The 13,564-nt window shown below is 58.0% G+C and carries 9 protein-coding genes, 1 tRNA gene and 1 pseudogene; 7 read left to right on the forward strand and 4 right to left on the reverse strand.

Annotated features, from left to right (window positions below):
- Nucleotides 1–119: 119 nt before the first annotated feature.
- The 3 genes and pseudogenes from OEG84_RS22535 to OEG84_RS22545 all read right to left on the reverse strand — a co-directional run bounded on the left by OEG84_RS22535 (nt 120) and on the right by OEG84_RS22545 (nt 3,580).
- A pseudogene (locus OEG84_RS22535) lies at nt 120–1,555 on the reverse strand (amidase).
- A 70-nt stretch (nt 1,556–1,625) separates the two neighbouring features.
- A complete protein-coding gene (locus OEG84_RS22540) occupies nt 1,626–2,435 on the reverse strand; it encodes an SDR family oxidoreductase (RefSeq protein ID WP_267655844.1) in 810 nt (269 codons plus the stop codon).
- A 50-nt stretch (nt 2,436–2,485) separates the two neighbouring features.
- On the reverse strand, nt 2,486–3,580 hold the full coding sequence (locus tag OEG84_RS22545) for a Gfo/Idh/MocA family protein (protein ID WP_267655845.1): 1,095 nt from the start codon (nt 3,578–3,580) through the stop codon (nt 2,486–2,488).
- Between the two features lie 225 nt (nt 3,581–3,805).
- Here OEG84_RS22545 and OEG84_RS22550 point away from each other — a divergent pair, with 225 nt between their 5' ends.
- The 7 genes from OEG84_RS22550 to OEG84_RS22580 all read left to right on the forward strand — a co-directional run bounded on the left by OEG84_RS22550 (nt 3,806) and on the right by OEG84_RS22580 (nt 12,893).
- A complete protein-coding gene (locus OEG84_RS22550) occupies nt 3,806–4,999 on the forward strand; it encodes an ROK family transcriptional regulator (protein WP_267655846.1) in 1,194 nt (397 codons plus the stop codon).
- Nucleotides 5,000–5,211: 212 nt separating this feature from the next.
- The gene (locus tag OEG84_RS22555) at nt 5,212–6,129 is read left to right on the forward strand and encodes an ABC transporter permease (protein WP_267655847.1); all 918 of its coding nucleotides are present in this window, start codon (nt 5,212–5,214) and stop codon (nt 6,127–6,129) included.
- Nucleotides 6,130–7,032 (forward strand): ABC transporter permease, encoded by a 903-nt coding sequence (locus OEG84_RS22560; RefSeq protein WP_267655848.1) that lies wholly within the window; start codon nt 6,130–6,132, stop codon nt 7,030–7,032. It begins immediately after the preceding gene.
- On the forward strand, nt 7,029–8,015 hold the full coding sequence (locus tag OEG84_RS22565) for an ABC transporter ATP-binding protein (protein WP_267655849.1): 987 nt from the start codon (nt 7,029–7,031) through the stop codon (nt 8,013–8,015). The genes OEG84_RS22560 and OEG84_RS22565 overlap by 4 nt, the downstream gene beginning before the upstream one ends.
- Complete coding sequence (locus OEG84_RS22570; protein WP_267655850.1) at nt 8,015–8,851, forward strand: ATP-binding cassette domain-containing protein; 837 nt, start codon at nt 8,015–8,017, stop codon at nt 8,849–8,851. Before OEG84_RS22565 ends, OEG84_RS22570 begins: the two co-directional genes overlap by 1 nt.
- Before the next feature lie 114 nt (nt 8,852–8,965).
- Nucleotides 8,966–10,495 (forward strand): ABC transporter substrate-binding protein, encoded by a 1,530-nt coding sequence (locus tag OEG84_RS22575; RefSeq protein ID WP_267655851.1) that lies wholly within the window; start codon nt 8,966–8,968, stop codon nt 10,493–10,495.
- A gap of 82 nt (nt 10,496–10,577) precedes the next feature.
- Nucleotides 10,578–12,893, forward strand: a complete 2,316-nt coding sequence (locus OEG84_RS22580) for a penicillin acylase family protein (RefSeq protein ID WP_267655852.1) — start codon at nt 10,578–10,580, stop codon at nt 12,891–12,893.
- A gap of 362 nt (nt 12,894–13,255) precedes the next feature.
- On the opposite strand, the gene OEG84_RS22585 is transcribed toward OEG84_RS22580, so the two are convergent.
- Nucleotides 13,256–13,332, reverse strand: a tRNA-Arg gene (locus OEG84_RS22585).
- Nucleotides 13,333–13,564: the final 232 nt, after the last annotated feature.

Below are 13,564 nucleotides of genomic sequence, written 5' to 3' on the forward strand. Positions count from 1 at the left end.
CAGCCGAAGTCGAATCGGCATCGAGCTTCGCATTTGCCGAAGGCCCAGTATTGCCCATGACTTTTACGGCTGCGCGACAGCGTTTCGGCTGCGGCTCGGTGCGGCTCGCGCCGCCAATACTATTTCACCGACGTGTCGTGCGTAACGTTCGGAACAATCGGTTTCCTGATCACTGAGTTGAGTTCGCCTTCGATAAAGGCTGCCCAGCGCAACAGCCCCATCTCGTTTCGCGGAGCGGCAACGACTTGCAGGCCCACCGGTAGCCCTGTGTCGGTGAAACCGCAGGGCATCGACAACACCGGCGCGGTTGTCAGGGTTATACCGTAGGCAATTGCAAGCCAGTCAATGTAGGTGTCGAAAGTTTTGCCGGCGCATTCGGCGACATAACGTTTGTTGACCGGGAAGGGGGGACGATCGTGGCCGGCGTCAAAAGCAGGTCGTAAGTCCTGAAGAAGTCGATCGTTCGGCGAAGGATCGCACTTCGTTTCGACTGGGCGTCAATGATTTGCGACGCGGAGAGACGCTCGCCTTTTTCCACATTCCAGATCATTTCCTGCTTTAGCAGTTCGGGAAAGTCTTGAAGCTTCTGCCTGTGAGAAGCAGCGAACTGATATGCCCGCAATGTCTGGAACACTTCATGCGCGTCGCTGAGGTCCGGATGGTCCTCGACAACGGTAACGCCCGCATGTTCCAACTTCAAAGCGGCCTTGCGGCAAATGTCCGCCACCTGTGGATCGACAGGCGTTATGCCGAGATCGGCGCTGAAGGCGATGCGGAGAGGTTTTTCCGGTCTTTGTGCGGCTTCAGCATAGCTTGCCGACAGGCGCGGCAGGGAAAGCGGATCGGCTGGATATTCGCCACACATTGCATCAAGCAATAACGCCATGTCAGCGATGTTGCGCGCCATCGGTCCGTCGACAGCCAGCAAGCTGTCGACCATTTCACCGGGGGTGCGGGCAACGCGGCCCGGCGACGGGCGCAGGCCGACCACGCCGCAAAAGGATGCCGGGTTGCGCAGCGAGCCGCCCATGTCATTTCCGTGAGCGACCCAGGCCATGCCCGTTACCAAAGCGGCTGCCGATCCGCCGGATGAGCCGGATGCCGACATGCGCGTATCCCAGGGATTACGTGTTGGGCCAAAGACCTCGTTGAACGTATTTCCGCCCGCACCGAATTCGGGAACGTTGGACTTGCCGTAAACGACTGCGCCTTCGCTCTCGAGATTTGCAACAACGATGTCGGACGTCTCAGGAATATGATCCTTGTAGATTGGTGAGCCATGCGTTGTCAGAACGCCTGCGACCTCGTTCAGATCCTTGATCGGCATCGGCAGGCCGGCGAGCCGCCCGCGCTCGCTAATCGGCTTGTCCATCAGGCGCCTAGCATGATCGCGGGCCCGGTCAAAGCAGAGTGTCGGGAGTGCGTTGACATGGGGATCGACAGCTTCGATGCGCCTTTCTGCTGCGTCGAGCAGATCGAGAGGCGTGACCTCGCCCTTTTTCAACAGGGCGACAACCTCGCATGCGGTCATGTTGGTCAGTTCGTCATGTGCCATCGTCGCTTGTCCTGTTTCCGGTCGAAAGGTATTGCCATTAAATCCCTTTGTCGGGCTACACTTTGCTGAGCTATCCCTTCGCGGTCTTCATCTCCGGCAGGATCTGACCGCCATCGACGATGATCGACGTGCCGGTGATGTAGCTGGCTTCGTCGGACGCAAGGAACGAGACGGCATTGGCAACGTCATCGGGTGCGCCGAGACGGCCGAGTGGAACAGCCGCTGTCATGTTCTCGATGAATTGCGCGGTGCGCTCGGCCTTCATGCCTTCGGTGAGTATGTTGCCAGGTTCCACCGCGTTGACCGTGATCCCATACGGAGAAAACTCGATTGCTGCGGATTTTACCAGGCCGTTGATGCCGGCCTTGCTGGCGGCATAATGGGCGTGGCCTGGGCTGGAAACCCGAGGGCCGGTAATCGAGGATGTGAAAATCAAGCGACCAAAGGCGCTATCGCGCAGATGTGGCAGGGCTGCACGTGCTGAAAGGAATGCGCCGCGGAGGTTGGTTTCCAGCACGGAGTCCCATTCATCGACCGAGATTTCTTCAATTAGCGACCAAGGGAAGATGCCGGCGTTTTGGACGAGAATGTCGAGCTGGCCAAATTTTTCGACAGCCAGCGCCACCAACCGGTCTGCTGCTGCGATGTCACGAATGTCGGCTTGGGCCGCGATGGCGCGTTCACCGACGTCGAAGCTTGCGACCGTGTTATTCGCGAGGTCGATATCCCGATCCGCGACGACGACAAACGCGCCATCGCGCACCAAGCGCGCAGCAATCGCCGCGCCAATGCCGCGTCCTGAACCGATGACAACCGCAACCCGCCCTTCCAGTTTTTCGTGGTACCGGGCTTTTTCGGTTAAGCGTCCAAACTTGTTCATTGTCGTCCGTTTCATATTTATTTGATCGGAGCCTGCGCGTGGCAGCGGCTTTAGAGGTAGACGGTCTTTTCGGTTCGGATGCTCTCGTCGGCGGCCAGTACAATGCGAAGGCTGTCGACGGCGCTGCGCATGTGATCTGTCATGTCGCGATCATTGCGGATGGCATCCAGCAGATAGGAATGCTTGCGTTCGCACATCTGTGAGTGGTTGAGGACTTCCTCAATCTCGATGTCCTCGTCACTGTTAATGAGGGCATTGTCGGAACCGAGCTCGGCGTGATGCAGGCGCAGCGGGCGGATTTTTGAATGGGTACTGATTTCCGAAGAGGTTGACACCGTCGCGCCCGCCTCCGTCGGCTGAACGTTGTCCGGCGACAGGACGCTGACCGCACCCTTCGGGCCAATTATGTCTTTGACGATGAATGCTGATTGGCTCATCATCGGTCCCCAGCCGGCCTCGTACCAGCCGACAGAGCCATCGTCAAACACGACCTGAAGCTGGCCGTAATTGTACATATCTTCGGCTATATCGTCCGAAAGCCGCGCGCCGATCGCATGGACCCGGACCGGCCGCGCACCTGTGATGTTACACATGAAGTCGACATAGTGTACGCCGCAATCGGCGATCGGCGATGCTGATTCCATAAGGCTCTGGTGCCAGTTCCAGGCCGGGCCGATCGATTGCTGGTTCAGGTTCATGCGCATCACCAGCGGCTTTCCCAGCCCGCGTGCGATGCTGTTCAGCTTGATCCACATCGGGCTGTGCGGCGGCGAAAGCCCGACCAGCAATTTCCTGTTTGCCTGCTTTGCCGCAGCAACGACCGCTTCGGCCTGTTCCACCGTCTGGGCGATCGGCTTTTCCAGGAAGACGTGCGCACCGGCCTTAAAGGCTGAGATTGCGAACTCGGCATGGGTGTCCGGGTAGGTGCAGATGGCGACAACGTCAGGCCGGACCGCTTCCAGTGCCTCGTGGAAATCGGCGTAACGGGGCAAATCGCGCCATTGTTCAGGCAGGTCATCGCGTGAAGCGATGCTGCGTGCACACAACGCGGACAGCTCGTACCCGTCGAGCTTGTCGTAGGCATGGGCATGAGACATGCCCATGTGCCCGAGACCCGCCACAAGAACCTTCAGCCCGTTTGGCATGCTTACCTCCATTGTTGTGGGGCGACGGTATGAGGGCGTGGTATATTTGTCAAGAACCTAGACTAATATGCATTTTGAAAAATGAAATCGAACTGATGCGGGTGGAAAACAGCAGCGTACGCATATAGTTTTTGCGCTGGCGGCAATTAAGGTAGATTGTCATGAGGTCGGTTGATGAATTTTGCAGCTTCTTAAATTTGCTCCCTAACAAAAGGATTTTCGCGCGTGTCGAAGAAACCGGAAGTCACGGCGCCAGTCGCGCGGCAATTGTCCATTCAGGCCGTAATTGATGTTTTTCTAGAGCGCGGATCGATTTCCCGGGCGCGCCTTTCGGAAGTGACCGGGCTGTCAAAGCAGACAATGTCGGAGGTTGTGCGGGAACTGGTCAGTCAGGGCTGGATCAAGGAGGGCGAACAGGTGACCGGCGGCGTCGGCCGGCGTGCATTGAATTACGAGTTTCAGGAAGGGGCCTGTTATGTGCTCGGGATCGACCTTGGTGGCGCCACCTTTCGCGCGGCGTTCGTCACCCTCAACGGCAAGATCTCGCTCGAAATGAGCGAAGAGACGGATCCTAGGGGCGGCATATATGTAATCGAGCAGATCGCATCGGTTGTCGAGCGAATGATTGCTTCCTCTGGTATCAACAAGCGCTCTATCCAGGTAGGTGTCATTGCCGTGTCGGGGGTGTTCCAGACATCGACTGGCGCGGTCTTGGCGGCATCAAACATATCCGGAATAAACAATATAGATTTTGCCGGCATGCTGACCGAAAGGATCGGTGTGCCGCTTCTTGTCGAGAACGCTGTGGATATGGCAACGCGGGGCGAGCGTTGGCACGGAAGCGTCAAGGGCGTCGATAATTTCATATTTGTTGCCCACGGGGCGGGCATAGGGCTTGGCGCTGTTGTCGGCGGCATGCTCCTGAAGGGGCGTCGTGGGGCCATCGGCGAGATTGCGCTGTTGCCTATCGGCGCGAACCCGTTCGATTCCCGTAATTTTGATGTCGGCACGCTGGAATCCGAGGTTGGCGCACAGGCGATTGTCCGCAAGTATGAATGTTACGGTGGCGCGCGCGGGGCAAGTGTGCGCGACATATTTGGCGCGCTCGATGATGGGTCGGAACCGGCAGAAATGGTTATTGACGAGACGGCACGCCTGGTCGCGCTGGCAATCGCTTCGTCAGCGGCGGTTCTTGATCCGGAGGTTGTCGTCATGGGTGGGCAGATCGGCGTTCATCCGGCGTTGATTTCCCGGGTGGAGCGCCATCTCAAGCGTTGTACCCCGCTACGATTGCAGCTCGAGCCGACAAGTTTGGGGCCGCGTGCTCAGCTCGTAGGGGCGTTGGGTGCCGGTATCGATTTTGCCTATGAACGATTGTTCGGTGTAGCGGCGTCGGGACACCCGCGCAGAGTGTTGTGAAAGAAAATACTCAGCCACGCAGCCAAACCGCGTCCCAAAATCCGAAATCACTGTCGATTCAGGTTCTGAACGGGTGCAGAATGGTGGATGCTGCGTGGATATTTCGATTGCCGGCATGTTAGTTTCATTAATTTAGTCTGCGTCCTTGACAAATGGTTATCCGTGATCAACTCTTGCCTTGGGAATTGATCCGATCAACGGGAATTATTTTGTTGGCACGCTACGTTTTAAGACAACTTCTGCTCTCCGTGGCGGTCATGATCGCGGTTTCGATCGTGGGCTTCATTCTGCTGCGGGCCTCAGGTGATCTGGCGTTGCGGATCGCCGGTGCGGAATCGCTTACTGAAGATGTCGAGCGCATTCGTCTGGCCTACGGGTTGGATCGCCCGGTCGTTGTTCAGTATCTGGATTGGGCCTGGAAGGCGCTTCACGGTGATTTCGGCCGTTCACTGTTCTTCCCGGAAGACGTATCCACGCTCATCGCGCAGCGTCTGCCGGTTACACTGTGGCTCGGCGCGCTCGGGCTTGGTGCCTCGATTATTATCGGTCTGCCGCTGGGAACGCTGGCCGCGCTCAAGCCGAACGGTATTCTGGACCGTGTATTGCTGGGAGGCGTTGTGCTGGGTCAGGCCATGCCTTCTTTCTGGCTCGGGTTGCTTCTGATCATTTTCTTCGGCCTGACACTCGGAATCCTGCCTGTCTCCGGCTCGGAAACCTGGAAGCATTTCATCCTGCCGACAGCCGTTCTGGCGATTGCGACCTTGCCAACGATTCTGCGGCTGACGCGATCCGGAATGATCGATGCGTTGCGCGCCGATTACATCCGTACAGCCCGCGCCAAGGGCCTGAGCCCGGCCTCGGTTATCATCAAGCATGCCCTCCGAAATGCGCTCATTCCTGTCGTGGCAATCGCGGCCGTCCAACTCGGTGCTCTGATAGGTGGATCGGTCGTCCTCGAAACGGTGTTTGGCATTCAGGGGCTCGGCTACCTCGCCTGGGAGTCGATCAATCGGGCCGACTATCCCGTGGTTCAGGCAAACGTGCTTGTGCTCGGCGCAATCTATTGCTTGCTCACCTTTGTCAGCGACGTCTTGCACGCGCTGCTCGATCCGCGTCTGAGGGATCAATAAATGACCGTCGAGAAAGTCGAAGTAGAGCCCATCGAACTGCTTGGCGCCGAAGCCGCACGCGACACCGCGCGCCGGTGGCTGTCCAACAGCGGGATCGTGATCGGAGGGGGGCTTTTCTTCCTTGTTGTTTTCTCCGCGCTGATCGGTCCGTATCTGTTGCCTCACAATGCGTTTGACCAGAGCCTCATTGCACGGCTTCGGCCGCCGATGTGGAGCGGCGGCACCGCCGAATACCCATTGGGAACGGATCACCTCGGGCGCGACTATCTTGCACGCCTTCTTTGGGGCGGTCGGCTGTCGCTGATGATCGGTTTTCTGACCATCCTGCTTGCTGGAACAATCGGTACGACGCTTGGTGTCGTCGCCGGGTTTTACGGAGGCAAGATCGATTTTGTGGTCCGCTTCCTCATCATGGTTCGCCTGGCCTTGCCGGCAGTGCTGATTGCGCTGGCGATCGCCTTCCTCGCCGGCCCATCCCTGAAGCTGCTGGTCCTGATGCTCGGGCTGCTTTTGTGGGACCGCTTTGCGGTGGTCGCGCGGGCAATGACGCTTCAACTGCGCAGCCGTGAATTCGTGACAGCCGCGCGTGCAGTCGGATGTTCGGATTTCACGATGATCCGGCGGGATATCCTTCCCAACATTCTCAACTACCTCATCATTATCGCGACCGTAGAGATGGCCAACGCCGTTCTCATCGCGTCTGCCCTGTCATTCCTCGGGCTTGGTGTTCAACCACCGTTACCCGATTGGGGTTTGATGATCGCCGAGGGCAAGGAGTACATCCTGTTCTCGCCCTATCTGATCACCCTCCCGGGGTTGGCGATGATGGTGCTGGTGCTGTCGGTAAACCTGCTGGGCGACGGGATCCGTGACGTCACCGATCCGGAGGCCAAGGGACGATGAACCAAGCAGCCAACATTCTCAGTGTACGGGATCTCGACGTCTCGTTGCCGCATCGATCCGGTCGGGTTCACGCCGTGCGCAAAATATCCTTCGATGTAAAACGCGGTGAAACCGTCTGTATCGTCGGCGAGAGCGGATGCGGAAAATCGATGTCGGCGATGGCAATTCTGAATTTGCTGCCACGCGGCGCCGAGCGAAACGCGGAAACGCTCTCGCTGTTGGGCGAAGATCTCCGCAATGCCAGCGAAAGCCGGTTGCGGCGGATTCGCGGCAACAAGATCGGAATGATTTTCCAGGAGCCGCTGACCGCACTGAACCCATCACTGACCGTTGGCGAGCAACTGATGGAAGTGTATCGCCGTCATCGTCCGCAAGAGAAAGCCAATGCGCGCGCCCGCGCCATCGAGATGCTCGGTCAGGTAGGTATTCCGGATCCGGCCGAGCGTATCAGCCAGTATCCGCACCAACTGTCAGGCGGTCTCAGGCAGCGCGTTGTCATCGCCATGGCGATGATGTGCGAGCCGGAACTGATCATTGCCGACGAGCCCACGACTGCGCTCGACGTGACGGTGCAGGCGCAAATTCTCCGCTTGCTCATCGATCTCAAACAGCGCTTCGGGCTGGCGCTTCTGCTGATCACCCATGACCTGGCAATTGCCTCGCGCGTGGCCGACCACATCGTCGTCATGTATGGCGGGCAGGTCGTGGAGCAGGCGCCAACTGCCGAGTTTTTTCGCCGACCGCTGCATCCCTATTCCAAGGGGTTGCTTGGATGCCTGCCGACTTCCCAGCCCGGACGGCACGGCCAACCTTTGCAGGTAATTCCGGGAACTGTGCCGAGTTTGATCGGTGACATGACCGGGTGCACCTTCATGAGCCGCTGCAAGGAGGCGCAGCCGGCATGCGCCGCAAATATTGAATTGCAACGGTCCGGCGAACACTGGGTTCGCTGTGATCGTGTCACATTGCCGGAGGCGCTGTGATGACCGCATTACAAACAACCGATATCGTTCTGGAGGCGCGCGGGGTCAGCAAGACCTATACGCTGAACTCCGGCCTGTTGAGCGGCAAGCGGACCATCGAAGCGGTCAAGCACTTTTCGCTCGATCTGAAAAAGAACGAAGCCCTCGGGCTGATCGGCGAAAGCGGGTGTGGCAAGTCCACGCTGTCACGCCTGCTGCTCGGCCTGGAGCCCCCGACTGAGGGGAGCGTGCTCTTGCACGGTGAGGCAATTGGCGGGATGTCGCGCAAGGGGGTGGCGCGTATTCTCCAGCCTGTATTCCAGGATCCGTATTCCTCGCTGAACCCGCGCGAAACCATCGGCGAGGCTGTTGAACGGCCGCTCTGGGTACACGGGATCAAGGATGCGGAAGTGCGGCGGAAAAAAGTGGCCGCTGTCATCGAGGCCGTTGGCCTGCCCAAGCGCACATTGTCGAGCTATCCAAACCAGCTTTCCGGCGGTCAGCGTCAGCGTGTGGCCATCGCCCGTGCGCTGGTGCTCGAACCAAGTATCCTGATTTGCGACGAGCCAACATCAGCGCTCGACGTGTCCGTACAGGCGCAGATTCTCAATCTTCTCAACGACCTTCGTCGGACAATGGGGCTTTCTCTGATCCTGATCAGCCATGATCTGCAGGTCGTGCAGTTCCTCTCGGATCGCGTGGCGGTCATGTATTTCGGAGAGCTTGTCGAAGTTGGTCGCACCGAGGCGGTAATGCAGGCGCCGCAACATGCCTATACGCAGCGGCTGCTCGCCTCCGCACTCGATATCGATCCAGATGCCGGCATTCCGGCGCTCTCTCCACCACCCGGCCCATAATCAGACCAAGCAACGAGGGAGGTTCCGACAATACGCATGCATTTTTTCGATGAAACGGTCCGATGTCTGAGGAGCCTGTCGACCGATTTTAATCCAAACAGGGAGTTCTAGAACATGAAATCCGGAATTATTTCGACGCTTGTCGCTGTACTCAGCGCCAGCGTATTCGCAGCGACCCCGGCACAGGCCGGCAAGAGCGATGACACGCTACGTATCGTATGGAAAGAATCTGTTCCCAACGTCGATCCACATTTCAACCAGCTACGTTCAGGCATCATCATCAACTCGATGGTCATGGACACGCTTTTGTTGAAGATCCCGTCCACCGGCGAATATGCGCCACTTCTGGCCGAAAGCTGGGAATGGACGGATGACACCACCATTCGGTTCAAGTTGCGCGAGGGCGTCAAGTTCCACAATGGCGAGCCGTTCGATGCCGATGACGTCGTCTATACTTTGAATTTCCTCGTCGATCCCGCCAACAAGATCCTTACGCCCAACAACAGCAGCTTCATCAAGGACGCAGTCAAGGTTGACGAGTTCACTGTTGACGTCAATCTGAAGGCGCCGTTCCCGGCCGCGCTTGAATATCTCGCCGGGCCGTTGTTCATCTATCCCAACGAGTATCACAGCAAGGTTGGGCCCGAAGGCATGGGCAAGAACCTGGTGGGCACCGGTCCCTATGTCATGAAGGAAATCGAGGGCGTCAGCCGCTATTTCATGACCCGCAACGAGAACTATTTCGACAGCCCCAAACTGCCTGCCGCGATCGGCAATATCGAAATACGCGTCGTCAACGATGAATCAACTGAAATGCTGGAATTGATCTCCGGTAAGGCCGACTGGATCTGGAAGTACAACGCCGACCAGGTCGACAAGCTGAACTCCCAGCCGAACATCGATGCGAACCTTTTTGAATCCATGCGGATCGGCTTTCTCAACTTCAATATCGTTGGTGACGGCACCGACAAGGACAATCCCATTGCCAATGTGAAAGTCCGCCAGGCAATGCTGCACGCCATCAACAAGGAAGAGTTGGTCAAGTATCTGGTCCAGGGCGATGCGCGTGCAATCGACACGCCGTGCTTTCCCGACCAGTTCGGTTGCATTGCCGATAAGGCGGTGAAGTATGACTACAACCCGGAAAGGGCCAAGGAACTCCTCGTTGAAGCCGGTTATCCGGATGGCTTTGAAACCCAGCTAATTGGCGCGCGTAGTGCACAATGGGTTGCCAAGGTGCAGGAAGACCTGACCAAGGTCGGCATCAAGACCGATGCGAGCGTGATGCAGGGCGCAGCACTGGTCGACCAATTCGGCAAGGGACAGGTACCGATCGGGTACTGGGACTGGGGCTCCTATTCACTGATGGATGTCTCGGCCATTCTGCCGGCCTTCTTCGGCGGTCAGTCGTCATCCGACCGCGTCGGGGACGCCGAAGTCGCGGAACTGGTGGCAAAGGGTGGCACCGAGGTTGATCCACAAAAGCGCGAAGAAATCTATGGTGAAGCGATCAAGCTAATCACCGAACGCGCCTTGATGGCCCCGATCCATTCGTTCGTTGTTCCTTACGCTTACACAAGCGAATTGGAATTCAACGCCACCCCAGATGAGATGCCGCGCTTCTACTGGGCGAAGTGGAAATAACACGAGTTGAGGGCGGCCTTCCGGGGCCGCCCTTTTGCCTTCTATCCAAGCGGCGGCCTGGGGGCTGCGACGACGGGACACCATGCACACCACTCCTCACATTGCGTTTCGGCTTTCCGGGTTGGAGAGCGAACTGGAAATCCTGATTGATCGCTGGGGAGTTCCGCATGTTTTTGCCGGTAGCGATCATGATGCCTTTTTCGGCCAGGGATTTGCGGTCGCCCGCGACCGGCTCTGGCAAATCGACCTCTGGCGCAAACGTGGCCTGGGACAATTGGCCAATGATTTCGGGCCGGCTTTCATCGAAGCCGACCGTGCCGCACGGCTTTTGCTGTATCGTGGGAATATGGACGCCGAATGGGAGAGCTACGGAGCGGATGCCCGCGCGATTACCGAAGCGTTTGTCGCAGGCATCAACGCTTTTATCGGCGAAACAGAAAAAGACCATGGTCTGATGCCGGTGGAATTTGTCCGAACCGGGACGCGCCCCGCCCTCTGGTGCGCAGAGGATTGCGTGCGTATTCGCAGCCACGGTCCACTTTTCAATCTGGTGCGGGAAATCACGCGATCCGACGTTATCAATACGTGCGGTGTGGATGCCGAGGCGATGCGCCGACGGCTCGAACCTGAATGGACACTTCAGATGCCCGAGGGGCTTGGCCTCGAGCCAATCCCGTCGGAAGTGCGGCGTATCTTTGAACTCGGTACAGCGCCGCCGAACTTCAACCAGGCTGTGGCTCCGACCGGGGAAAATGCCGGCGGTAGCAACAACTGGGCGATTACCGCGGCCAGAACGACGACTGGTCGTCCGATCCTTGCGAGTGACCCGCACCGCACATTGTCGCTGCCATCGCTGCGTTACGTATCCCACCTCAACGCGCCTGGCCTTGACGTGATCGGTGCGGGTGAACCGGCCGTGCCGGGCATTGCCATCGGTCACAACCAGACCAGCGCCTTTTGCTTTACGATTCATGTGGCCGATCAGTCTGATCTTTACATTTACGAGCTTCACCCGGACGACCCGGAACTCTATCGCTTCGAGGACCGGTGGGAGCGTATGAGCATTGTTTCCGAAGAAATTCCGGTGAAGGACGGGGAGCCCGAAACGGTTTCGCTGGCCTTCACGATCCACGGCCCGATGTTGTTTTCTGATCCGTCCAACCAGCGGGCCTATGCGATGCGCTCGATCTGGAGTGAGCCGGGATCAGCCCCCTATCTGGGTGCGCTGCGCTATCAGAAGGTTGATAACTGGGACGATTTTGTCGAGGCGCGGTCGCATTGGCGCACGCCAACGCTCAACCATGTTTATGCGGACACATCCGGTGATATCGGCTGGATCATGTCAGGCTTCGTGCCTGTCCGCGCCGAATGGGACGGACTGATGCCGGTCCCCGGTGACGGAAGCCGGGAGTGGCGCGGCTTTATGGCGCCCAGCGACCACCCGAAAACCTTCAATCCCGAGTGCGGCTGGGTGGCGACCGCCAATGAAATGAATTTGCCCGCCGATTTCGATTATCGCCGTCACAAGTCCGGTTTTGAATGGTGCGATCCGTGCCGCTATGAAGCTATTGCCCGCAAATTGGACGAATCCGGTACGCATTCCATCAAGGACAGCATCAGCCTGCAAACAAGCTTTGCTTCGCCAACGGCCGAACGCCTTACTGGCGTCGTCGCCAACATTGATTTTTCAGACCCCGATGCCCGGCAGGCGAAGGCATTCTTCTCCGGGTGGAGCGGCAGTATCGATGGTGACTCGGGTCCCGCCATGCTGTTTGAAATCTGGTTCCGCCGGCATCTCTTGCGCCGGGTTGCAGAACATTGTGTCCCGGGCAGTTTCGATCATTTCTCTGTCACCGATATCGCGGCGATCGACACGATGCTGGTTACGGAACTGATGGAGTCTCCCGATGCACGGTTTGGCGAGGCCCCTGAGGCCGCGCGCAATCTCATTGTCGGCGAAACACTGGCTGCTGCCTGGCGGGAAGCAGTATCTCGGGGCGGGGCGGACTGCGCCAAATGGCAGTGGGACAGTTTGCACCATTCTCTGTTTCTCCATCCGCTTTCGAGCTTGCTCGGCGATGATACGCTCAACACACGCAGGGTCGCCAAAGGTGGCTCAGGGTTGACGCCGAACGCTGCCGACTACGATCCGGATACATTCGCAATGACTGTCGGCGCATCGTTTCGGATGGTGCTCGATATCGGTGGCTGGGATGATTGCGTTTTCATCAATGCGCCCGGGCAGTCGGGTGATCCGCGCAGTCGGCATTATGACGATCATCTCGATCCGTGGGGCAGGGAGGCTTACCTGCCGATGCTTTTCTCCCGCTACAAGATCGAAGCGGCGACCCAACTGCGCATCCGGTGCATTCCGGAGAGCGCGCCAATCAGCGAATGAAACATTTGATCGGTGGGACAGAGATCAGTTCCCATGAAAAGTGAAGCCAAGATATCTGTTTGGCAGATCCGCAACGGTCGTCCGCTTATGAATGGATGGGCCATAGGCTCGGCCCACCCGGCCTAGCTCTTGTTCGGTCTGCCATATCCAGCGGAGTGCATCGGTGTGAGTTTGAAAGCTCTTAGAGTGGGGACGTTGGCCTGAGTGCCGAACGTGTGCTTGCCCTTTGTCTTTGCATTTTTGTTGGGATCCCACGTTGGGAATTCCTGTCAGTGTGACCAGTTTGTGACCGGTGGCAAACCAGGAGATATTCGCAGCTTGTTCGTCCATACATAACCCATCGTGATCATTGGATTATATTATGGTGCACCCGACAGGATTCGAACCTGTGACCTCTGCCTTCGGAGGGCAGCGCTCTATCCAGCTGAGCTACGGGTGCATCCGAGGCCTTTGGCGAAGCCGCCGAAGGCGCCGCGAAGCGGTGCGTGAGAGGTCTTCTAGCCGATCCCGCCCGACGCATCAATGTAGAAATGACGTGTATGCCAACGGTTTTTCTGCAGGGACCAATAGAGCCATGAACCGCCCTTGGCGGTGCACTTTGTGCGGTTGAGAGGCGTCGCTTTCATTTCGTCGCCGGATTCGGGTGGATCTCCGGCGCGGGACAACCAGCC

This window comes from Hoeflea algicola (genome assembly GCF_026619415.1).
Classification (GTDB): domain Bacteria; phylum Pseudomonadota; class Alphaproteobacteria; order Rhizobiales; family Rhizobiaceae; genus Hoeflea; species Hoeflea algicola.

What these genes read in the sequence shown, in the direction of transcription:
- OEG84_RS22560 (WP_267655848.1), top strand. Translation starts at nt 6,130, where the DNA reads ATGACCGTCGAGAAAGTCGAAGTAGAGCCCATCGAACTGCTTGGCGCC.
- OEG84_RS22580 (WP_267655852.1), top strand. Translation starts at nt 10,578, where the DNA reads ATGCACACCACTCCTCACATTGCGTTTCGGCTTTCCGGGTTGGAGAGC.
- OEG84_RS22545 (WP_267655845.1), bottom strand. Translation starts at nt 3,580, where the DNA reads ATGCCAAACGGGCTGAAGGTTCTTGTGGCGGGTCTCGGGCACATGGGC.
- OEG84_RS22565 (WP_267655849.1), top strand. Translation starts at nt 7,029, where the DNA reads ATGAACCAAGCAGCCAACATTCTCAGTGTACGGGATCTCGACGTCTCG.
- OEG84_RS22540 (WP_267655844.1), bottom strand. Translation starts at nt 2,435, where the DNA reads ATGAACAAGTTTGGACGCTTAACCGAAAAAGCCCGGTACCACGAAAAA.
- OEG84_RS22570 (WP_267655850.1), top strand. Translation starts at nt 8,015, where the DNA reads ATGACCGCATTACAAACAACCGATATCGTTCTGGAGGCGCGCGGGGTC.
- OEG84_RS22575 (WP_267655851.1), top strand. Translation starts at nt 8,966, where the DNA reads ATGAAATCCGGAATTATTTCGACGCTTGTCGCTGTACTCAGCGCCAGC.